General features: G+C 58.6%; 21 protein-coding genes. 13 read left to right on the forward strand and 8 right to left on the reverse strand.

Annotation, left to right across the window (positions count from 1 at the left end):
* The first annotated feature begins 333 nt into the window (after positions 1-333).
* From ACYZT2_RS10485 to ACYZT2_RS10520, 8 genes are all read left to right on the forward strand, one after another.
* Positions 334-654 carry a YbjQ family protein gene (locus tag ACYZT2_RS10485; protein WP_007902143.1) on the forward strand — a complete coding sequence of 107 codons (321 nt, stop codon included), beginning with the start codon at positions 334-336 and terminating at the stop codon, positions 652-654.
* A 214-nt stretch (positions 655-868) separates the two neighbouring features.
* Positions 869-1063 (forward strand): hypothetical protein, encoded by a 195-nt coding sequence (locus ACYZT2_RS10490; protein WP_461971880.1) that lies wholly within the window; start codon positions 869-871, stop codon positions 1061-1063.
* Between the two features lie 635 nt (positions 1064-1698).
* Entirely contained in the window at positions 1699-3120 is a 1422-nt protein-coding gene (gene ltrA / locus ACYZT2_RS10495) for a group II intron reverse transcriptase/maturase (protein WP_461968955.1), read from the forward strand.
* A gap of 211 nt (positions 3121-3331) precedes the next feature.
* Complete coding sequence (locus ACYZT2_RS10500) at positions 3332-3697, forward strand: bacteriocin (RefSeq protein ID WP_461971882.1); 366 nt, start codon at positions 3332-3334, stop codon at positions 3695-3697.
* A 186-nt stretch (positions 3698-3883) separates the two neighbouring features.
* Positions 3884-4303, forward strand: a complete 420-nt coding sequence (locus ACYZT2_RS10505) for a glycine zipper domain-containing protein (RefSeq protein WP_461971884.1) — start codon at positions 3884-3886, stop codon at positions 4301-4303.
* A gap of 129 nt (positions 4304-4432) precedes the next feature.
* On the forward strand, positions 4433-4603 hold the full coding sequence (locus ACYZT2_RS10510; protein WP_461971886.1) for a hypothetical protein: 171 nt from the start codon (positions 4433-4435) through the stop codon (positions 4601-4603).
* A gap of 108 nt (positions 4604-4711) precedes the next feature.
* Positions 4712-4930 (forward strand): hypothetical protein, encoded by a 219-nt coding sequence (locus ACYZT2_RS10515; RefSeq protein WP_461971888.1) that lies wholly within the window; start codon positions 4712-4714, stop codon positions 4928-4930.
* A 101-nt stretch (positions 4931-5031) separates the two neighbouring features.
* Positions 5032-5385, forward strand: a complete 354-nt coding sequence (locus ACYZT2_RS10520; RefSeq protein ID WP_461971890.1) for a hypothetical protein — start codon at positions 5032-5034, stop codon at positions 5383-5385.
* Positions 5386-5534: 149 nt separating this feature from the next.
* Here ACYZT2_RS10520 and ACYZT2_RS10525 read toward each other — a convergent pair whose 3' ends face one another.
* Both ACYZT2_RS10525 and ACYZT2_RS10530 read right to left on the reverse strand, forming a co-directional pair.
* Positions 5535-5909, reverse strand: a complete 375-nt coding sequence (locus ACYZT2_RS10525) for a hypothetical protein (protein WP_461971892.1) — start codon at positions 5907-5909, stop codon at positions 5535-5537.
* Positions 5902-10713, reverse strand: coding sequence for an RHS repeat-associated core domain-containing protein (locus ACYZT2_RS10530; protein ID WP_461971894.1), 4812 nt, complete (start codon positions 10711-10713; stop codon positions 5902-5904). The genes ACYZT2_RS10525 and ACYZT2_RS10530 overlap by 8 nt, the downstream gene beginning before the upstream one ends.
* A gap of 263 nt (positions 10714-10976) precedes the next feature.
* Between ACYZT2_RS10530 and ACYZT2_RS10535 the strand changes: the two genes are divergently transcribed.
* Positions 10977-11672 (forward strand): HAD-IA family hydrolase, encoded by a 696-nt coding sequence (locus ACYZT2_RS10535; protein ID WP_461971896.1) that lies wholly within the window; start codon positions 10977-10979, stop codon positions 11670-11672.
* 103 nt (positions 11673-11775) lie between these two features.
* Here the strand turns inward: ACYZT2_RS10535 and ACYZT2_RS10540 are convergent, their stop codons facing one another.
* On the reverse strand, positions 11776-12522 hold the full coding sequence (locus ACYZT2_RS10540; RefSeq protein ID WP_461971898.1) for a 3-oxoacyl-ACP reductase family protein: 747 nt from the start codon (positions 12520-12522) through the stop codon (positions 11776-11778).
* Positions 12523-12646: 124 nt separating this feature from the next.
* On the opposite strand from ACYZT2_RS10540, the gene ACYZT2_RS10545 reads away from it, so the two are divergent.
* Positions 12647-13570, forward strand: a complete 924-nt coding sequence (locus ACYZT2_RS10545) for a LysR family transcriptional regulator (protein ID WP_461971900.1) — start codon at positions 12647-12649, stop codon at positions 13568-13570.
* A 148-nt stretch (positions 13571-13718) separates the two neighbouring features.
* Here the strand turns inward: ACYZT2_RS10545 and ACYZT2_RS10550 are convergent, their stop codons facing one another.
* A complete protein-coding gene (locus ACYZT2_RS10550) occupies positions 13719-14459 on the reverse strand; it encodes a phosphoadenylyl-sulfate reductase (RefSeq protein WP_008074131.1) in 741 nt (246 codons plus the stop codon).
* Positions 14460-14633: 174 nt separating this feature from the next.
* Between ACYZT2_RS10550 and thrH the strand changes: the two genes are divergently transcribed.
* Entirely contained in the window at positions 14634-15251 is a 618-nt protein-coding gene (gene thrH, locus ACYZT2_RS10555; protein ID WP_461971902.1) for a bifunctional phosphoserine phosphatase/homoserine phosphotransferase ThrH, read from the forward strand.
* A 112-nt stretch (positions 15252-15363) separates the two neighbouring features.
* On the opposite strand, the gene pabB is transcribed toward thrH, so the two are convergent.
* From pabB to rloA, 4 genes are all read right to left on the reverse strand, one after another.
* Positions 15364-16701: an aminodeoxychorismate synthase component I gene (gene pabB / locus ACYZT2_RS10560; RefSeq protein WP_461971904.1), complete on the reverse strand. Its 1338-nt coding sequence runs from the start codon at positions 16699-16701 to the stop codon at positions 15364-15366.
* Between the two features lie 202 nt (positions 16702-16903).
* Entirely contained in the window at positions 16904-17890 is a 987-nt protein-coding gene (locus ACYZT2_RS10565) for an alpha-L-glutamate ligase-like protein (RefSeq protein ID WP_461971906.1), read from the reverse strand.
* On the reverse strand, positions 17890-19425 hold the full coding sequence (rloB, locus tag ACYZT2_RS10570; RefSeq protein WP_461971908.1) for an osmotic stress tolerance membrane protein RloB: 1536 nt from the start codon (positions 19423-19425) through the stop codon (positions 17890-17892). The genes ACYZT2_RS10565 and rloB overlap by 1 nt, the downstream gene beginning before the upstream one ends.
* Positions 19426-19430: 5 nt before the next feature.
* Positions 19431-19967, reverse strand: coding sequence for a retropepsin-like aspartic peptidase RloA (gene rloA / locus ACYZT2_RS10575; RefSeq protein ID WP_038979897.1), 537 nt, complete (start codon positions 19965-19967; stop codon positions 19431-19433).
* A 297-nt stretch (positions 19968-20264) separates the two neighbouring features.
* Between rloA and ACYZT2_RS10580 the strand changes: the two genes are divergently transcribed.
* Both ACYZT2_RS10580 and prpB read left to right on the forward strand, forming a co-directional pair.
* Positions 20265-20987, forward strand: coding sequence for a GntR family transcriptional regulator (locus tag ACYZT2_RS10580; protein ID WP_461971910.1), 723 nt, complete (start codon positions 20265-20267; stop codon positions 20985-20987).
* A complete protein-coding gene (gene prpB / locus ACYZT2_RS10585) occupies positions 20984-21874 on the forward strand; it encodes a methylisocitrate lyase (RefSeq protein WP_095051927.1) in 891 nt (296 codons plus the stop codon). Before ACYZT2_RS10580 ends, prpB begins: the two co-directional genes overlap by 4 nt.
* The last annotated feature ends 80 nt before the right edge of the window (positions 21875-21954 follow it).

Here is a 21954-nt window from a genome sequence, read left to right on the forward strand (position 1 = left end):
ATTTCATGCCTGGCGGCATCAGCGAAGGCGCTTCCGAAATTGATGTAGGACGATTGATAGGCGTGTGGGAAGCAATGCTGGAAAGCCAGATGGTTGGGGGCTTTCATCGGTTTTGGCACCTCATATGAGCCGCGCGGAGAGGGGTGTTGGTTTTGCGCCTTCAGGGTGCAAAATTGTAGTGGTCTAATGAAACCGGACACCCATTTCAGGTGAGTTCCGCTCCCCCTGTTAGACTGCCAAACCCCTTGACGGTAATCGATCTCTATACTCAATTCTCGCGCCGTTTTTCCCGTCGTTTCACCCCATCTACGACAGCTTGAACAAGGACATTTCATGATCACCACCACAACCCACACCATCGAAGGTCGGCAAATCACCGCTTACCTGGACATCGTCAGCGCTGAGTCGGTGCAGGGCGTTAATGTGATCCGCGATCTGTTCGCAGGCATGCGGGATTTTTTCGGTGGGCGTTCTCAGACATTGGAGCGGGCATTGAAGGATGCGCGAATTCAGGCCACCGACGAGATCAAGGAGCGGGCACGGGCGCTTCAGGCGGATGCGGTGGTAGGGCTCGATTACGAGATCAGCATGCCGGCCGGCAAGGGTGGAATGGTGGTGGTGTTTGTGACCGGGACGGCGGTCAAGCTGCGGTAAGTGGGTGGGGAAAAAATCTTGAGGGGGGGGGGCGGGCACATTTTGTTTTTTCGCCATCCGATTTTGTAGGAAGCAGGCGCTGGCCATTCGTCGGGCACGTAACAATCTGAATCACAAGTCCGAGAATGACCGGCTAGTCTCAAAATCCTGGGTGGTCGATATTTTTCAGGCAAATAGGGCTTGCCGGTATCGACCCGCTGAGAGGAGCGAAGAGATGACTGAGCCGTATATCGAAGACGACGGGGCGGAGTTTCCAATCAATAATTGCGTGCAGTGTGGTCAGTCGGACTATGTGCCGAGCTTCGGTGAAGACCGTATCAAGATCAACAAAATCAAATCTACAGTGCCTCGAACTCGGGGGCCGAAGTCGAAATTCATGCCCAAGCTGGGTGCGCCTTCCAAGAAGTAAACAGTGACTCGTACGAGCCCCGCCATTGAGCGGGGTTTCTTGTTTTTGAAGGGTAGAAAGCGTGTTTGGAGGCAATGCGGAGAAACGTCCTACAACATGGCGGACACTAGTGGTTTTTTTCACAAACTTTTCACACCAGCCTACGTAGGCTCAGCTCATCCGTTAGAAAGCAGTACCCTGGCCCGTCTCCCCAGCGGGCTTTTTTTTGGTGCGCCAGGCATGTCGCGTTGCGCGCAAGCGCAACCAGCTGGGCTGTGGTGGCCACGCTGGTGACTTGGAGGTGAAAGTCCTCTACACACCCGGCAAGGGGAAGTGTTAGCCAGAGGCAAGGGTGTCGCGGGTGACTGCGAATCTGAAGGAAGCCCGAGGCAAAATGCTGGCCTGACGAACAGGAAGCGGATAGAGGCGGCGCAGCGGGGTAAGAAGGCCAAAATCTTCAAAGCCCAGTACTTGCACGGAACGCTGTGACGTAGATCCGACAGGCATAAGCAGGAAGGTCGCGCGAATTACCCTGGGAGATCTGCACGTTTGCCACTGTGCTACCGCGCGTCGAGAGGCGACGGGATGAGCGTGCAGAAGTCAGCCGAGGCCGTAGTAAGTGGCAAATAACCCTGCCACCAAGGGCCGAACAGGTTATGCCGCCAGTAGGCGTCAGAGTCTCGTTGAATACCGAAATGCAGAAATTTCTCCCAGAGAAGACTGTTACTCCGAGTCCCGGACAGAATCCGAGGATGACGGCTGATAGCGCAAAGGTATCGACGGCGTCTGTGACGTGGACGAACGCGGAGCCGGACACGCTGATGGCGCGGGTGCTTGCACCCGCCAACCTCAGACGTGCGTATCATCGCGTAGTCAGCAACAAGGGCGCGCCGGGTGCCGATGGCATGACGGTCGACCAGTTGGCGGACTATGTGAAACAGTATTGGCCGACCCTCCAGAAGAGGTTGCTGGCCGGCGAGTACCACCCGCAAGGTGTACGCGCCGTCGACATCCCCAAACCCAAAGGCGGCACCCGGCAGCTGGGTATTCCCAGCGTTGTGGATCGCCTGATCCAACAGGCATTGCTGCAACAGCTCACGCCGATCTTCGACCCGCTATTCTCGGACTATAGCTACGGCTTCCGACCGGGCAGAAGCGCCCACCAAGCCATCGAGAAAGCCCGCGCCCATGTGGCGGCAGGGCATCGCTGGTGCGTGGAACTCGATCTTGAGAAGTTCTTTGATCGGGTTAATCACGACATCCTGATGGCTTATCTGGCGCGCCAAATCGAAGACAAGCGGGTGCTCAAGCTGATCCATCGTTACCTCGAAGCGGGAACGATGTCAGGCGGTATCGCCAGCCGACGGCAGGAAGGGACGCCGCAAGGCGGCCCGCTCTCGCCGTTGCTGTCGAACATCCTGCTCAACGAACTCGACCGCGAGCTGGAACGACGGGGGCATCGTTTTGTGCGTTATGCCGACGATGCGAACATCTATGTGCGCAGCCCTCGTGCTGGCGAACGAGTGATGAGGAGTGTTGAGCGCTTCCTGAATCAGCGCCTGAAACTGACGCTGAGCCGGGACAAGAGCCGAGTTGCGAGGTCTTGGAAGTGTGATTACTTGGGTTACGGGATGAGCTGGCATCAGCAACCGAAGCTGAGAGTGGCGACGATGAGTCTAGGTCGCTTGCGCGACCGACTCAGAGAGCTGCTACGTAAAGCGCGGGGCCACAAGATGGCGAATATCATCGAGCGGATAAACCCCGTGCTGCGTGGTTGGGCGGGCTACTTCAAACTGAGCCAAAGCAAACGGCCACTTGAGGAACTGGACGGCTGGGTGCGTCGCAAGCTTCGCTGTGTCGTCTGGCGTCAATGGAAGCGGCCCTCTACGAGGGCGCGCAACTTGATACGCTTGGGACTTAATGAGGCGCGGGCGTGTAAATCGGCAGTCAATGGCCGAGGCCCATGGTGGAACTCGGGAGCGCCTCATATGAATCAGGCGCTGCCGAAGAAGCTGTGGGACCGACTCGGGCTGATCTCGATACTGGATACGATAGATCGGCTTAGCCGTGTAACCTGAACCGCCGTATACGGAACCGTATGTACGGTGGTGTGAGAGGACGGCGGATGTAAATCCGCCTCCTACTCGATCCTGTCATAAAACCTTTTCCATAAATGCTGTCCAACCGTCGCCAATGATGAGGTTGTTCCGTGTTTGTGTCTGGACTTTGCCTCCTCTAAAGCATTCAATCTCCGGCCTTTCGGTTTCCCCTTTTTTTGAGGTTCACGTTATGCGTTTGACACTGCCTGCTCTGGTTCTGGGCCTTTTGGTTGCTCAAGGTGCGATGGCTGCCGGTGATGGCACTGCCGCGCTCGGTGGTGGTCTGGGTGGTGCGCTGGGTAATGTGGTTGGTCAGAAAATGGGCGGCAGCACAGGTGCAGCGATTGGTGCTGGCGTAGCGGGCGCAGCCGGCAGTGCTGTTGCAGCACGCAAAGGCAGCCGCACCAAAGCGGCCATCGGCGGCGGTGTCGGCGCGGCGGGCGGTTCGGTGATCGGCAACAGTCTGGGCGGCAAGACGGGTTCCACCATCGGCGCCGGTCTGGGTGGTGCATTGGGCGGCGGCGTGGGCAGCAATCTGTCCAAAAAGGGTCGCTGATTCTGAATGATCCGCTGAAAAAGCCCGGCTTGATGCCGGGCTTTTTCGTTTTGGAACGTTTCTCCCGTATGTGGCTCAAATCTCTTACAGTCGGTATTTGCTTTGCTGTTCAACAGACGCAGATGCCAGGCTGAGGCCTATCCGCGGCACGATCTTCCCCCGATGCGGAAATTAGAGGTTCATATCATGCGTTTGACATTGTCCACGGTGGTTTTGGGACTTTTGGTCGCTCAGGGTGCGATGGCTGCCGGCGACGGCACCGCTGCAGTGGGCGGTGGTCTTGGCGGCGCGTTGGGTAACGTGGTCGGCGGTCAACTAGGCGGCAGCACAGGAGCAGCCGTTGGCGCTGGCGTCGGCGGTGCGGCAGGCAGCGCGGTCGGTGCGCGCAAGGGCAGTCGAACAGAAGCGGCCGTTGGCGGCGGTATCGGCGCGGCGGGCGGCTCAGTGATCGGCAATAGCCTGGGCGGCTCCACCGGTTCAACCATCGGCGCAGGTGTGGGCGGTGCAGCCGGTGGCGCGGTGGGCAGCAACCTGGGTAATGACAGCGACAACTCGCATTCCGGTGGCGGCAAGCACAAGCATAAACACAAGAATAAACACCACTAGATTCGACATCGAGTAACAGTAGAAACCCGGCCCGGCGCCGGGTTTTTCGTTTCTGTCACCAGGACTCAGGAACGTTTTCCTGGAGGACGCCTCGAACTTCATACACCCCTGAACGTTGTGAGGCATGTCATGACTCCGCAAACCGAAGGCATGGAAGATGAAGGTCCGATCAACGATCCTGGCAACGAAGATCCGGGGTCTCTGATGGACGACGCCACGGTGCCGCTCAACGATGCCGATGACGCAGGCGACGTGGGCAACCTCGAGTATGATGACTATGACGAGGAAGACGACGAGTGATGGTGTTTTGCGGTCGGGCCGACCGATCGTCCCTCTGATCGAACCGTGTCTATCGTGTTGTCCTCGAAATGTCAGGATCTGCTTTTCAGGTCCATTGAGAGGTGCGTTATGAACGCTGATCCAAAAGACTCCGATATCGACGACGATACCCCCGAATATCCGCTGCCTTCACCCACCGACTCCCTGAGTCGCGATCAGCGCCCGCCCGACGATGACGACACCGGTGTGGAACAAGTACCCACCGATGATGTGAAGCGCGGTGATGTGGAAGCCGACCCGGAAGACCCGGACATTGCCGGTGATGATCTATCGGGAGAACCGAGCTGAAACCTGCGCAGCGATCCATCGCCGCTCGTCGATTGTGCGGCACCTTTAAAAAGCGACCGCTGCCAGACATCAGGTAAAGCACTCTTTAAAGGAGGTGCGCCATGATCAGGTCAAAACTGACGACCCTGACGGTGGTCGGCTTATTGTCGATCAGTTCATTGGCGGCGTTTGCCCAATCTTCTGGCCGCGATGCGCCGGTCGACAAGGGCGGGATGCCACCTTACTCGGAAATGAATGCAGCTTCCTCGGACGGAAAGGTGCCGCCACCGGACACCATTGGTGGTGGGAATGGCGGCGATGCCAGTGGAAGTAGCACCAGCCCGGGGAAGGGAAGTGGCTCGATGAGCGAGGGAGGTTCGATGGAGAGTGGTTCTGGAAGTGGGTCTGGAGAATCAGGTGGTTCTGGGGGGAATGAGAGTTCGGGAAGTGCTGGCGGGGGGACTGACAGATACTAGTAGTTCAGGGACTAACGGGAGCCGTTATTGAAGAAAGGAGCCCAGTATCAAGCTGGGCTTTTTTATTTCAGGAAACTATGGAGTTGCTCAACCCCGTATTCGCATTTCTGGCACCAATCGCTTTTGTTAATTCGGGTGCTTGTCTTGGATTACAGAAAATTCACATCGATTCGGTCTACTTCTAACTTTATGAACTGATCATTAAGTTCTGGGTAATCATAATGCACATCCTCATCATGGAGATCTGTAAAGGATTCAAACACGCCGCTTCTCAATGTTCCGAATAAAAAATAGGCATAGCCTCCGATTTTCTCGATCAAGGCATCCGCGCAAGAGATTTTTTTTATTTGGTACGAATCAGATAAATTCATTGTCAGCTCTATGTTGTATATTTTTCCGACTTCTATTTCGTAGGGGCATGAATTCGCAAAGCAATCAATGATATGTTCGTTGATTAGCAGTGTTACATGTTCTTCGTTCGTGTCGCTGATATGAAGAACTTTTGCTATTTTTACATTATTCATCGTGAGGCCTGATCGTTTTGTCTTGAGCGTCGTTGTTAATCGCTTTCCAAAAATCTTTCCCTGTTTTGGTATGCAATGTTGTTATTTCTTGCTGGTTATTTGTGCCGACGAACGAGAATTTTGCTTTTCCTTTGCTGTTATTCCCCAAGAACATCACGAATCCTGTTCGCGTTTCATTTTTGTAAGGATACTGGATTCTTATTCCGTTTTTCATGACGTAACGTGCTGTGCTGAGATAGTCGTCGGTGTTTCTTGCCCCAAACTCTTTGCCGTGTTTGTCAAAATGTTCATTGAGTTTGTCTCTTGTCCCAAAATCGACTGGCCCTCGAGTAGGATTAGGAGTTGTTGGCTCCCCCTCATCAACCCCCACCTTACCCGTCGGATCCTCATCCCCAAACGACGGCTTCTTACACCCATCCCTTCCAGGGCATTCACTCAACCCCAACGGATCAACCCAACCCGTCGGATTGCGCGTGTACTGATAGCCGTTTAACCCGCCCGCCAACTTGCTCGGGTCCGGCGTCAGATACCGCCCGAGGTCCGGATTGTAGTAGCGATGCCGGTTGTAATGCAGGCCGGTTTCCGCGTCGAAATACTGCCCTTGAAAGCGTAGCGGCTGATCGAGGATTTGGTGGGTGTCGCGGTTGAGGCGGGTGAGGCGGCCATAGGCGGTGTATCGGGCGGCCCAGATGATGTCGCCGCTGTAGTCGGTGAGTTCTTGCGGTGTGCCGAGGTGGTCGAGTTGGTAGTAGAACGGGCAGGCTTGGTGCGGGCCTTTGCCGTCGAGCATGGCCAGGGGACGGAAGGTGCCGGGTTCGTAGATGTAGCTTCGATGGTGGTCCTGGCTGTGTTCGGCGACGAGGTGGTCGCCTTGCCAGAAGAACTCGGTGGTTTTGCCATCGACGGTTTTGCTGATACGGCGGCCGAAGGCGTCGTAGCGGTAAGTGGCTTGGCTGCCGTTAGGCAGGGTGGCGCCGATCAACCGATGCTGGCAGTCATAGCGGTATTCGGTGACGAGTTTTTGCGCGGTGCCGCGACGCTCGCAGATCAGGTTGCCGAAGGCGTCGTAGTCGTAATGTCGATCGCCTTGTATGAGCAGGCGATTACTCAGCACCTTCGCAACGCCGGGACGATCCTGCATCAACAGGTTGCCAGCCGGGTCGTGGGCGAAGCTTTCCGGTGGTTGGTCACGGGAATGGCGGACGCGGATCAGGCGGTCGAGCGAATCGTATTGGTAGCTGCGCTGGCCGTGGCGGGTGTCGGCGATGTGGTCGAGATTGCCGTTGACGCTGTAGGCATAGTCGCGACGGTACAGTGGATGTTGATGTTGGCTGACAGCATGGGCTTTCAGCCGGCCCTGGTCGTCGTAGGCATATTCGCTGAGCAGCAGGCCCTGTTGGCGGTTTTGTTCGCGACCGAAGGCAAACTGGTGGGTGGTGAGGCGTGTGCCGTTGAGGTCAATGGCCGTCAGCGCGCCGCCCTTGGCGTGCTGGTAGTCGAGTTTGCTGTTGTCCGGCAGGCGCAGGTGGTTGAGTCGGCCGCAGGCGTCGTAGCGGTAACGCAAGGTGCCCCAACCTTGGTGCTCGGTGATCAGCCTGTCCTGGGCGTCGTATTCGAATTCCAGCGGATGGTCGTGGCCGTCGTCGACACTGACCAGTCGGCCGAGGCGGTCGTAGCGGTACTTGACCTGGATGCCGTCGGGTAGGGTCTTGACCAACAGACGTCCAGCCGAGTCCCGCTGATAGCCGGTGATCAGCTGCGAGTCGTCATCACCGAACTCGGTTTTCTCCTGCAGATGGCCGTTGAGGTTGTAGCTATAAGCGGTGCGGCGGCCGTCGAAGCCGGTTTCCTGTCGGATCAGGCCGTTGGGCGTGTAGTCCAGGCGATACTGTTCACCTGATTCGTTTTCGATTTCCGTGAGCAGCAGCTGCGCGTTGTCGTAGCGATACTGGAGCTGGGTGCCGTCGGCATTGAGACGGCGGCTGACCAAGTGCAAATCGTCGGCGTATTCATAGCGGGTGACACGGCCCAGTTCATCGCGCTCGGCGGTGATTTTGCCGTAGGCGTTGTAACTGAAGACGCGGCTGGCGCCGGTAGGCAAAGTCGTCTGAACCAGTCGGCCGACGGCATCCCATTGGTACTGGGTAACCGCACCGTGTTCGTCTTGGCGGGTCGTCTGCTGGCCCAGCGAATCGTAGGAAAACTTTCGCTGCCCACCGTCCGGCAGCGTTTCCTCAAGCAACTGCCCCAAGGTATTCCAGACAAACGCATGCCGACTGTTGTCCGGGTAGCGGATCGACAGCAAACGCCCCTGAGCGTCGTAGTGATAATGGGTGACATGTCCTTGCGGATCGGTGGCTTCGGTGACGTCACCCTGCGCATTGCGTTGATAGGTCCACACCGCTTTGCCGCGATAGCGCGCACGAAGGAAGCCGTTGCGGTATTCGTAGGATGTTGGCTCGTCTTCCGATGGAATAAGCGCGACCAACCGTCCGACTTCGTCGTAACAGTATTCGGTGACGCCCCCAAGCGGATCCTGCTCGGCCACCAACCGGCCCTGATCGTCATAGGCCTTGAGCTGTTCGCCGCCACCCAGTTCGACCCGGCGCACCAGCCGTGCGCGGTCGTCGTGTTCGTAAACCTCTTCACTGCCATCGGTGTTTTTAACCACCACGCTGCCGTTGTCATCCCAGACATAACGCGTATCCATCTGCGAAAACGAAGCCCAGTGCCGCACGCAACGTGCGGCCTTGCCAGACCGTTCCCACTCCCAGAAGAAACTCGCGCCACCGGCCAGTTGCCGCTGGAGGATCACGTGCCGGTCGTCGTAGTCGTAACGCTCGCTTTCACCGGCGGCGTTGGTCGCTTCGATCAAGCGTTGGCGAGCGTCGTAGCGATAGAAAACCAGCGTCTGCTCTGTACGCCAGGCTTCGCCCGAGGAATCGCTGGGGTGAAACGTTTGGTATTCGACGGCAACGAGGTGCCTGCGCTCATAGCACAACAGCAGCGAACGACCGGCGCCGTTATCAAGGCGTTGAATGCGCTCCTGACGGTCGCGAGTGATATGGAGGCGGTTGTTGTAGGCGTCGCTGATCGCCGTTAAGCGGCCCCCTCGAAAGTGGTAGAACCGGCTCTTTTCGCCGGCCAACGCGAGAATCAACTCTTGCGGCTCGTCCCCGAGGTAAATCGACGCCCGCGATAGACTGTTATGAATCGTCGGACGCTCGATGCTCGGCAGCGGAAACGTCGTACGACGGTTTTCGTGGTCGACCCAGACGACCTGTTCATCGTCCAGCTCCAACCGCTGCGCCAGAGAATGGCTCCAACCCCAGCCCAGTCCGCAATCGATCTCCACCGCGCTGGTTCGGTACAACCGGGTGAAGGCAAACGGCAGCAGCCCATCCAGCGAACCGTCGGTGAGGGTCAGCAGTTCTTCGCCGGTGACCATCGACACCGGACAGTTGTTGGTGCAGGTCAGGGCCGCGCAATCGGTACTGTCGCCGTTGGGGTTTTTCGCCTGATTCGGTGCGTCGTCGTGAGGTTCGTGACGGCCCAGCCGAGTCATGGCGTCGGACTTGTCGCGAGCAATGGCAACCGGATTGTTCACCTGTACAACGGGAGAGTCGCCAGCACGGATCTGTAACGGAACCGTCGGTGCCGGTTTCAGCGGTGCATTACGCGCGCGGACCACGAGCGGTTTGAGCGCACCAGCGTGGGCTGTCAGGTCAGATTTGGCCGTCAGTTCGGCCAGCCGCAAACTGGCCCCCGCCAACCACTGCCGAGCCTGCTGGGACTTGATCTTGTCCAGAACTTTAGCGCTCATGCCGAGCCTCAAGCCCGTAGGCCCGGTGAGGCGCACCAGCAGGAAACTGATCAACAGTTCTGTACGAATTTGCGCCACTACTTCGGCGATGTACTGCGGCGGCAACATCCTCAGCCAACTGGTGAAGGCCGCAAGATGAATGAACATCAACGGCTCATCACTCAACATCATCAGCACATTGGCGATGGCTTCAGTCGAGGCATTCAGCAGCGTCTCGAGCTCGCCTTGGGTCAGGTACTCAAGGAGTTTTTCGCTATTGGTTTGCAGGTCTGCCAGCAGGGCGTAGACCTGCTTCACGTCATCCCACAAACCGTGCAGCGAACGCTCGAAACCGCGCCAGTCGGCCTGTTGCAGCAGGCGGTAGCGCTGGGTGAACCCCGCCTCGGAAAAACCGGCCCATAAAGGCTCGAATTCGCTCGACCATTCATTGCGCAACCAGCCTTCCAGGTCGCCGATCACGTCCTGATAGGAGGCATAGAGCGCTTTGACGTGATCAGCGCAAACATTGGGAAAGAAGGTGATGCGATAACGCTGGCCCCGCCAGCAGTCGGGGATTTCGAGGATGCCGCTGGGGCCAATGGTTTCGTGGACGGGCTCACCGAACGTCGGTTCGCCATTGCGCTGCGAGATAACCGGTTCGAGCATCACCGGCGTATTGCCGATCGGCACGAAACGCGCTGCCTCGAACAGATGCACCAGGGTCAACGGACCGCTGGCCGGGCACATGGCGAGCGTCGAACTGACAGGGGTGGTGGAGTCCTTTGGCGCGCTGAGTCGAACTTCGTTGCCGACCTTGAATACCTGCTCGACATTCAGCGCCCCGCCGGTCCAGAAGTTTTCTGCCCAGGCCTCGTAGTTGTTGAGGCAAAGTCGAAAATCACCGAGCAGCGCTTCGACGTCCGGCTGCTCGGGATTCATGGCGGCGACCACCAGCAAGCCGATGGCATTGTTCAAGGCCAGGACCTTGTCAGGTTCGAACATTCGCAGTCCCTCGCGCTGATTAATCTGGAGCGCAAGACTTTGCGGGGGATCAACGAGGAAAGAAGTCGGGAAAGGAGGTGTTTGGTGTAGGGAAAATCGCTAAATAATCGCGGGCGCCTCGACACAGTTTTTTGTATCCGCCTGGCATTGCCCGTTGCTCTCTGCCAACCGCGCTCGCTATGCTGCTGAACCCTTTAATCCATCACGGACCCGGTCGTGCCTTGGCCGCTCCCGGGATGTCATGAGAAAACGGATCAGATGCGATGAATGCACCCTTGGATGAGTTCGGCCCGATCAAGGCCGTGATTTTCGACATGGACGGCTTGTTGCTGGACACCGAGGGCATTTACACCGAGGTCACGTCGATTATTGCCGGGCGTTATGGCCGGACCTTCGACTGGAGCGTCAAACAGAACATCATCGGTCGTGGCGCGGGTGATCTGGCGCGCTATGTGGTCGAGGCGCTGGACCTGCCGATTACAGCCGAAGAGTTCCTGGTGATCCGTGAACCGCTCATGCGCGAGCGTTTTCCGACGGCGCTGGCGATGCCTGGCGCAGAGGAGCTGGTTCGGCACTTGAAGGCCAACAACATTCCTATTGCAGTGGGCACCAGTTCTTCACGTCAGTCGTTCGGCCAGAAAACCACCTTGCACCGCGACTGGTTCGCGCTGTTCGACTTCATCGTCACCGCTGATGACCCGGAAGTGGGCGCGGCCAAACCGGCGCCGGATATCTTCCTGACGGCGGCGCGGCGGTTGGGTGTCGCGCCTGAGGATTGTCTGGTGTTCGAAGATTCACCGTTCGGCGTCACCGCAGCGAAAGCGGCGGGGATGACGGCGATTGCGATCCCGGATGCGGCGATGGCCGATGAAAAGTACGCACACGCTGATGGCATTCTTCGTACCCTGAAGGCGTTCAAGCCCGGTGCATGTGGCTTGCCGGCACTCGAGTGGGCTTAACACCGGTAAATGCGGGCTTGCTCGCGAAGAGGGCGTGTCAGGCGATTAATGTCGACTGATGCGACGCCTTCGCGAGCAAGCCCGCTCCCACAAGTGAGCTGTATCAGGCGCCGAAACCACCGTCGATGGTCAGGCTGGCACCGGTGATGTAGCCGGCTTCGGGACCGACAAGATAAGCGACGAAGCTGGCGATTTCTTCCACTTTGCCGTAACGACCCACGGCCATCAGCGGGATCAGGCTTTCAGCGAAGTCGCCGCTGGCGGGGTTCATGTCGGTGTCGACCGGGCCCGGTTGCACGTTGTTGATGGTGATGCCCCGTGGGCCGAGGTCGCGAGACAGACCTTTGGTCAGGCCGACCAGCGCCGATTTGCTCATGGCGTACGGGCCGCCACCGGCGAAGGGCATGCGCTCGGCATTGGTGCTGCCGATGTTGATGATGCGACCGCCTTCGGTCATGTGTCTGGCCGCTTCCTGGGTGGCGATGAACACGCTGCGTACGTTGATGGCCAAGGTCTGGTCGAAGTCTTCGAGTTTGAAGTCTTCCAGCGGTGCGACGGCCAAAACACCTGCGTTGTTGACCAGGATATCCAGACGACCGAAGGCTTCGACGGTGGCATTAACGGCATTGCGAATCGCGACGGCATCGGCGCTGTCGGCCTTGATGGCCAAGGCTTTGCCGCCAGCGCTGGTAATGCTGTTTTGCAGCTCTTCGGCTTTTGCGGTGGAGCTGACGTAAGTGAAGGCGACGGTAGCGCCTTCGGCGGCCAGGCGTTTGACGATGGCAGCACCGATGCCGCGTGAACCGCCTTGAATCAGAGCTACTTTACCGCTGAGGTGTTGAGTGGTCATGTCAATCTCCAGAAATTCAAGGCGGGCTGCCTTGTTGTTGGAGTCGAGTATCGGCCTCGCACTACCCTGCGGGTAGACCGTCATTGCTATAGTCTGTGTAAACCAGAAGTTTATAGTGGCGCTTATGGAAACCTTCAGCAGTATCGAATGCTTTGTGCGCAGCGCCGAGGTTGGCAGCTTCGCCGAAGCGGCGCGGCGCTTGAGTCTGACGCCGGCGGCGGTGGGCAAGAGCGTCGCCAGGCTGGAGGCGCGACTGGGTGTGCGGCTATTCCAGCGCAGCACGCGCAGCCTGACGCTGACTGAGGCCGGCCAGCTGTTTCTCGGCGAAGTCAGTGCCAGTCTGCACACGATCCAGAATGCCGTGGCCAACCTGGCCAGCGCCGAAGGGCGTCCCGCCGGTACATTGAAAGTCAGCATGGGCACAGTGTTCGGGCGTTTGTACATCGTGCCGTTGCTGGGAGAGTTCCTGCAGCGCTTTCCGGCGATCAACCCGGACTGGCATTTCGATAACCGCCAGGTCGACCTGATCGGCCAGGGTTTCGATGCGGCGATTGGTGGCGGATTCGAACTGCCCCAAGGCGTGGTGGCGCGCAAGCTGACGCCCGCCCATCGGGTGTTGGTGGCTTCAGCCGAGTACTTGGCGAAGCACGAGGCGATCCTCGAGCCCGACGACCTCAAACACCACGACGGCATCTTGATACGCTCGCCGCAGACGGGGCGCGTGCGTTCCTGGCAGTTGACCAGTCGAGCCCGGCAACACAGCCCGCTGACGCTCAAGGCGCGGATGACCATGAGCGATTCGGAAGCCGCCTGCGCCACAGCGGCTCAGGGGTTGGGCATTGCGTTGGTGAGCATGCCGTTTGCCGTGGGCTATCTGGATGCCGGGACGTTGCAGCGGGTGTTGCCTGACTGGTACGTCGACGACGGCAACATTTCCATCTATTACGCCGAACACAAACTGCTGCCGGGCAAGACCCGGGCGTTTGTTGATTTCATCATTGAGCAGTTTGCGCAGCAGGGGTTGGGGCAGCGGTTCAGTGCTCTGTGAGTCTGATTTAGAACCGAGGTGCGGCCTTCGCGAGCAAGCCCGCTCCCACAGGGTTTTGAGTCGTATCGTAATGATGTAAACGACACAAAACCTGTGGGAGCGTGGCTTGCCCGCGATGAACGATAACGCGGTCCAGGACTGTGATTTTTTAAGCTTTGGATTTGCTGATGATGTTTCCGGCATGCAGCCCGCATTCTTTCTGCGTGGCTTCTTCCCACCACCAACGACCTTCGCGCTCATGTTGGTTCGGCAGCACTGGACGGGTGCAAGGCTCACAGCCGATGCTGATGAAGCCGCGCTCATGCAGGCTGTTGTACGGCAGCTCCAGCATGCGGATGTAGCCCCAGATCTCTTCGCTGGTCATTTGCGCCAGCGGATTGAATTTGTACAGCGTGCGTTCCGGGGTGGAGAACGCGGTATCGATTTCCAGCACGGCGACTGCGCTGCGAGTGCCCGGGCTCTGGTCCCGACGCTGGCCGGTGGCCCACGCAGTCACGCCCGAGAGCTTGCGACGCAACGGCTCGATCTTGCGGATGCCGCAGCACTCGCCATGGCCGTCCTTGTAGAAACTGAACAGGCCTTTTTCCTTTACGAAAGGTTCGAGCTTGGTGTAGTCCGGCGATACCACTTCGATGTCGATCTTGTAGTGCTCGCGCACCTGTTCGATGAAGCGGTAGGTCTCGGGGTGCAAGCGGCCGGTATCGAGGCTAAATACTTTGACGTTCTTGTTCAGCTTCCAGGCCATGTCCACCAGCACCACATCCTCGGCGCCGCTGAAAGATATCCACAGATCATCGCCGAACTCGGCGAACGCGAGTTTCAGGATGTCCTGGGCGGATTTGTTGGCATAGGTCGTGGCGAGTTCCACGACATCGAACGATGGGCTCATCAGGGCGGCTTCCTACAGGTCGGTGGCGCTGGGCGCTCTATATGTGCCTGATGGTAACAAAATCCTGCGGCGGCTGGTGCGCCCTCTGCGTTGCACAGAGGAGGGCGAGTCGCTAGAGTTCGGCAGTCCTTTTGCTCGCTCGACTCAATAAACAGTACAAAATGGGAGTGTCTTGTGGAAATTGCCTGTCTGGATCTTGAAGGTGTGCTGGTCCCGGAAATCTGGATCGCCTTTGCCGAAAAAACCGGGATCGACTCCCTCAGGGCCACCACTCGGGACATTCCCGACTACGACGTGTTGATGAAGCAGCGCCTGCGGATTCTCGACGAGCATGGCCTGAAACTTTCCGACATCCAGGAAGTGATCGCCACGCTCAAGCCTCTGGAGGGCGCTAGCGAATTCGTCGACTGGCTGCGTGAGCGCTTTCAGGTGGTGATTCTGTCGGACACCTTTTACGAATTCTCCCAGCCGCTGATGCGTCAATTGGGCTTCCCGACCTTGCTTTGCCATCGTCTGATTACCGACGATGCCGGTCGGGTCACGGGCTATCAGTTGCGTCAGAAAGATCCCAAGCGTCAGTCGGTGTTGGCGTTCAAGAGCCTCTACTACCGGGTGATTGCGGCGGGGGATTCCTACAACGACACGACAATGCTGGGTGAGGCCGATGCCGGGATTCTTTTCCATGCGCCGGACAATGTGATTCGCGAATTTCCACAATTTCCGGCGGTGCACAGCTTTGCGGAGTTGAGACAAGAGTTCATCAAGGCTTCGAATCGGGCGTTGAGTTTGTAGTCGTCTGCGAGGGCGCCTTCGCGGGCAAGCCTCGCTCCTACAGGATTTGTGTCGGACCATAATGTTGGAATCGACCCAGATCCTGTAGGAGCGAGGCTTGCCCGCGAAGCTTTTAGAGGCCCCGCAAAGTATCGAGCAACACCTTCACCTTGGTTATCGATTCCTGATATTCCGCCTGCCAGTCCGAATCTGCGACGATCCCGCCGCCACCCCAGCAACACACCTGCCCATCCTTGACCAGCAAACTGCGGATGGCGATGGAGCTGTCCATCTCGCCGCGCACGTCCAGATACAGCAATGAACCGCAATACAACCCACGACGGGTCGGCTCTAGCTCATCGATGATCTGCATCGCGCGAATCTTCGGCGCGCCGGTAATCGAGCCGCCGGGGAAGCTGCCGGCGATCAAATCCAGCGCATCCTTGTCCTCCGCCAACTCGCCGGTAACGCTGCTCACCAGGTGATGCACGTTCGGATAGCTTTCCAGACTGAACAACTCCGGCACCTGCACCGAGCCGATGCGGCAGGTGCGGCCGAGGTCGTTGCGCAGCAAATCGACGATCATCAGGTTTTCCGCACGATCCTTGGGGCTGGCCAGCAGTTCGGCGGCGTTCGCCGCATCTTCCGCCGCAGTCAAACCGCGGGGGCGAGTGCCTTTGATCGGGCGGGTTTCGACGTGGCGCTCGCTGACTTTGACGAAGCGCTCCGGCGACAGGCTAAGCACAGCGTCGCCGTCGGGCAGGCTCTGGAAGCCCGAAAACGGTGTCGGACACGCCGCCCGCAGCGCGCAGTACGCGGCCCACGGATCGCCCTGGCATTGCGCGCGAAAGCGCTGGGCGAAGTTGACCTGATAGCAGTCGCCGGCCTGGATGTACTGCTGAATGCGTTCGAAGGCTTGTCGATAGTCATAGGCGCTCAAGTCGGCGGTCATCGGGCCGTCCAGTTTGAAAGGCTCGATCTTCTGAGGTGCAGGTTGCGTGAACAGTTCGATCAGCCGCTGTCGTTCGCTGTCGATCAACGCCGGGTGGAACACCAGTTGGCTGGTGACCAAGTGGTGATCGCTGATCAGGGCCCAGTCGTACAGCCCGAAACGTGCGTCAGGCAATTGCAGGTCATCCCGCGCCTGGCTCGGCAGGTTTTCCAGATGCCGGCCGAAGTCATAGCTCAGATAACCGATCAGGCCACCGGCGAAAGGCAGGTCGAACGGAACAGTGGCTTCGCCGAGTCGCGTCAGAGTGTCGCGAAGGCGTTGCAGGAAATGGCTGCCGCTTTCGTCCGGTAATACGGCCAATTGCTCCAGCGGCCAGGCGCTGAGCAGGTCATAACGCCCACGCTCGGCGCTCGGTCGGCCGCTGTCGAGCAGCACGGCACCGGGGGCATGACGAATCGCCGCGAAGTACTCGGCGGGGTTGGCGCGATAGGCCAGCGGGTGTACGGAACAGGTCAACATGGGCGGGGCAGATCAGCCATCGAGGCGGGGGAGCGATTGTAGTCCTCTGCAGGATTTGCTCCTAGAGGGGATGTCGGGGATTGGCAGGTTGAGAGCTTTAGTGACTGTCAGTCAGCCATCGCGAGCAGGCTCGCTCCCACAGGGTTGAGCGTGGTCCTTGTGGGAGCGAGCCTGCTCGCGATGGCAGCGACTCGGTCTCAGGTCAACCCTCAACCGCAGGAATATGCCCAAACATTTCCTGAGCGAACTCCACGCGTTCCTGCGCTGTTTCGATTATCCCGCGGGCCTGTAATTCTTCCAGCCGCGCTTCGACCGCGTGGGTACGTAACGTCAACCCGCAATCGTTGGCGATCTGAATGTTCAACCCGGGCCGGGCGTTGAGCTCAAGAATCAGCGGCCCTTTCTCTTGGTCGAGCACCATGTCGACACCGATGTAACCCAGCCCGCACAGCTCATAGCAGCCGGCAGCGAGCTTCATGAAACCGTCCCAGTAGGGCAGTTGCACGCCGTCCACTGCGTTGGTGGTGTCCGGGTGTTTGTTGATGATGTTGTTCAGCCAGGTGCCGCGCAATGTCAGGCCGGTGGCCAGGTCGACACCGACGCCGATAGCGCCCTGGTGCAGGTTGGCCTTGCCGCCGGACTGGCGAGTAGGCAGGCGCAACATGGCCATCACCGGATAGCCCATCAGCACGATGATGCGGATGTCCGGCACGCCTTCATAGCTGATGCTTTTGAAGATCTGGTCCGGGGTCACGCGGTATTCGATCAGCGCGCGGTCACGGTGACCGCCGAGCGAGTACAGACCGGTCAGGATGCTGGAAATCTGGTGTTCGATTTCCTCGTGACTGATGATCTTGCCCGAGACCGTGCGATAACGGCCTTCGAAGCGGTCGGCGATCACCAGAATGCCGTCGCCGCCGGCGCCCTGGGCCGGTTTGACCACGAAATCGGTGCGCCCGCCGATGATCTCGCCGAGGTTGTCGATTTCCTTCTCGGTGGAGATCACGCCGTACAGCTCCGGCACGTGAATGCCAGCGGCGATGGCGCGCTCCTTGGTGATGATCTTGTCATCGACGATCGGGTACAGGCTGCGCTTGTTGTATTTGAGCACGTAGTCTGCGTTGCGCCGATTGATCCCCATGATGCCCCGGGCTTCCAGGGCTTTCCAGGTCTTCCAGAGACCGAACATCAGGCGTCAGCCTTCTTCAGGAAAGCCTTGAAGCGCACCAGTTCGGTCAGGCGGTAACCGCGATAGCGACCCATGGCCAGCATGAAGCCCACCAGAATCAGCAGGATCGCCGGGAAGGTGAACACGAAGTACACCAGCTCCGGCACGCTCATGATCAGGTGCGCCAAAGAGGCGGCGAACAGTGTGCCGATCGCCACTTTCATGGCATGGCCGCCACCGCGCTCTTCCCAGGTGATCGACAGGCGTTCGATGGTCATGGTCAGAATCACCATCGGGAACAGCGCCACCGACAAGCCGCGTTCCAGGCCAAGTTTGTGACTGAACAGGCTGATAGCCGCGATCAGCACCACCACAAAGGTCAGCACCACCGATAGCCTCGGTAGCATTTGCAGTTTCAAATGTTCAAGGTAGGAGCGCAGCGACAGTCCCAACGTCGTGATGATTGTAAATAGCACGATGCCGAAACCGAGCTGGGTTTCCCGGAAGGCAAGGGCGATCAGCACCGGGGTAAAGGTGCCGAGTGTCTGAATGCCGATCAGGTTGCGCAGAATCAGGATCACCAGCACGCCGATCGGGATCATCACCATGATCATGAACGTCTGTTGGGTTTGCAGCGGCAAGCCATACAACGAGTATTCGAGGAAGTTGGCGTCGGAGTTTTCGTCGGTCAGCTTGGCCAGACGAATGGCGTTCATTTCGCTGTTGTTCAGGCTGAAGGTGACGTTGGCTTTTTTGCCGCCATCGACGGTAATCAGGTTTTCGTCGCCGGTCCACCACTGCAAGCGGTCGGTGGGCAGGCCCTGTTCGCCGGTTTCCGGGTTGAAGTACAGCCAGTCGGTGCCGTTGAAGCTGCGCAACCAGAGTTCAGGCATTTGTGGCTGATCGGCCACCAGGCGAATGGTGTGGACCTTTTCGATCGGCACGTGAGCGATGGACAGTACCAGTTCGATGATTTTGGCTTTGTTCGCGGTGGACGGATCGCCGCCCAGCAGCAGTTTCACGTTGTCGTCGTTGAGGTTGTTGACGCGCTTGATGGCTTCGCCGATGAAGGTTTCGACGTCGGCCGAGTGTTGGCGGATCGGCGCGAGCAGGGCTTCAGCGGCGATTTTTTCCGGGCCTTCGACGGCAATGCTGTCGCGGAAGGTCGGGCCTTTGACCTTGGATTTTTCGCCGCTGTAGCGCTTGGTCAGCACCAGTCGGTAATAAAGGGTTTGGTTGCCCTTGGCCCGACGCGCCGACCAGGTGACCTTGCGGTTGCCGTCGACACGGTTCACCGCCACGCCGTAATTATTGGAAATGAAACTCTCGTTGAGGCTCACGTAGTCGCGGCTCAGCGGCGGCACGAACATCTGGATCTTGATCGGATCCTTGGCATTGGCGACGAACTCGACCTTGGCGTCGATGTTCCACAAGTCGTCGGTAGCGTCTTCGGTCACCGGAATTCCGAGCACGAAAATCTGATAGGCCGTAACTGAAATGCCCAGCACCACCAGGATGGCGATCAGCAGTTTCAGATGGAGGGTAAGAGAGCGCATTGGAATTACTCTGCGGTATGTGCGTCGGTGGCGCAGGCGGGTTTGCCAGCAGCGTATTTAAGACTGGGGTCGACCAGCGCATCGAAGCGTTTGAGCGCTTCGGAGCCGATCAAGAGCGGGTATTGGAAGGCACTGCGGTCGGTCAGGTTCACTTCGATGCTGCGTAAAGCCGAACCCATGCAGATATCCAGCTCGATGACCGGACGGGCGGTGTACTTCTTGCCTTCTTCCGGGTCGTAGTCACCGGCCCGGCGCTTGATCTTGCTGACACGGGCCAGCGGTCGTTCGATCGGGTGCGAATGCGCGGCGTCGATAGCCAGATAGAAGCGCACCCAGGATTCGCCATTGCGTTTGAAACGTTTGATGTCGCGGGCACTCAACGAAGCGGTTTTCGCCCCGGTGTCGAGTTTGGCGGCGACTTCCAGATTGATGCCATCCAGCGAAGCGTACTCATTGAGGCCGTACACAGTCTTTTCCCCTGCCGCAGCGAAGCCTGGCAGGCCAAGAAGACAAAGGAATGTGGTGAAGGGCTTGAGTCTCATAAATCCTGGTGCGCAGCGGTCCGTTCTTCAATTCAAGGCCCTGGCATTGCTGCACAAGCTCCCTCGTATGCCTATCTGCTTTTTATGACAGGCAATGCAGATGACAAGCAAATGCGGGCGGCATTCTAGCACGGTGGGTTTATGGCGCCAGCGCTGGCCGACGGCTATAACTTGAGGGTTGCTTCCTTATGGTGCAGGGAGGCTATTAGACGATTGTCGACAATATCGAATTATCCTTTGACGTAACCGGCCGTATTCGCTAATTTTTGCGGCATTGGTTTTCAAGGTGTCGACAATATGCTGGATCAACTCGATCCCCCGGTCACAGTTCAGGACGACTCGGAAACACTTTCCGAAAACGTCTTCCGACGTATTCAGGCGGCCATCGTCAAGGGCGAGATCGCCCCGGGCAGCAAGATCTCCGAGCCCGAGCTGGCGCGCACCTACGGCATCAGCCGCGGGCCGCTGCGTGAGGCCATTCACCGTCTGGAAGGCCAGCGCCTGCTGGTTCGCGTGCCGCACGTCGGGGCGCGGGTGGTGTCGCTGAGCCACGCCGAACTGCTGGAACTCTACGAAATTCGCGAATCTCTGGAAGGCATGGCGTGCCGTCTGGCGGCTGAACGCATGACGGTCGAAGAAATCGACGAACTGCGCCGGGTGCTCGAAACCCACGAGCGCGATGAGGCGTTTCAGGCAGGTAGGGGCTACTACCAGCAGGAAGGCGATTTCGACTTTCATTACCGGATCATCCAGGGCAGCGGCAACCGCACCCTGACCCAAATGCTGTGCGGTGAGCTCTATCAGCTGGTGCGCATGTACCGCATCCAGTTTTCCACCACGCCCAATCGGCCGCGCCAGGCGTTTGCCGAACACCACCGAATTCTCGATGCCATCGCCGACCGTGACGGTGAATTGGCCGAGTTGTTGATGCGCCGTCACATCGGCGCCTCCAAACGCAATATCGCCCGTCACTATCAGGACGGCACTAACCCGACAGCCACTGAACGAGGTGAGTCATGAGTTCCAACAAGAGCACTCCAGGCCAGCGTTTCCGCGATGCGGTCGCCAGCGAACATCCGCTGCAAGTGGTCGGCACGATCAACGCCAACCACGCACTGCTGGCCAAGCGCGCCGGTTTCAAGGCTATTTACCTGTCGGGTGGCGGGGTGGCTGCCGGCTCCCTCGGTGTGCCGGACCTGGGGATTACCGGTCTGGATGACGTGCTGACCGACGTGCGTCGCATCACTGACGTCTGCGATTTGCCACTGTTGGTGGACGTGGACACCGGTTTCGGTTCCTCGGCGTTCAACGTCGCCCGTACCGTGAAGTCGATGATCAAGTTCGGCGCGGCGGCGATTCACATCGAAGACCAGGTCGGCGCCAAGCGCTGCGGTCATCGTCCTAATAAGGAGATCGTCTCGCTGCAGGAAATGGTCGACCGCATCAAAGCCGCCGTCGATGCCCGCACCGATGACAGCTTCGTGATCATGGCCCGCACCGACGCTCTGGCGGTGGAAGGTCTTGAATCTGCGCTGGATCGCGCCGCCGCGTGCATCGAAGCCGGCGCCGACATGGTGTTCCCGGAAGCGATCACCGAGCTCGAGATGTACAAACTGTTCGCCAGCCGTGTGAAAGCGCCGATCCTGGCCAACATCACCGAATTCGGCGCGACGCCGCTGTACACCACCGAGCAGCTCGCCGCCGCCGACGTGTCGCTGGTGCTGTACCCGCTGTCGGCATTCCGCGCGATGAACAAGGCCGCGGAAAACGTCTACACCGCGATCCGCCGCGACGGCACGCAGCAGAACGTCATCGACACCATGCAGACGCGCATGGAGCTTTACGATCGCATCGATTACCACACCTTCGAGCAGAAGCTCGATGCGTTGTTTGCGGCGAAGAAATAATGAAAGTCCTGTAGGAGCGAAGCTTGCTCGCGAAGGCGAACTGACATTCAAAATCAATGTCGTCTGAGACACCGCTTTCG

The sequence above is a fragment of the Pseudomonas sp. MDT1-85 genome, from assembly GCF_054898065.1.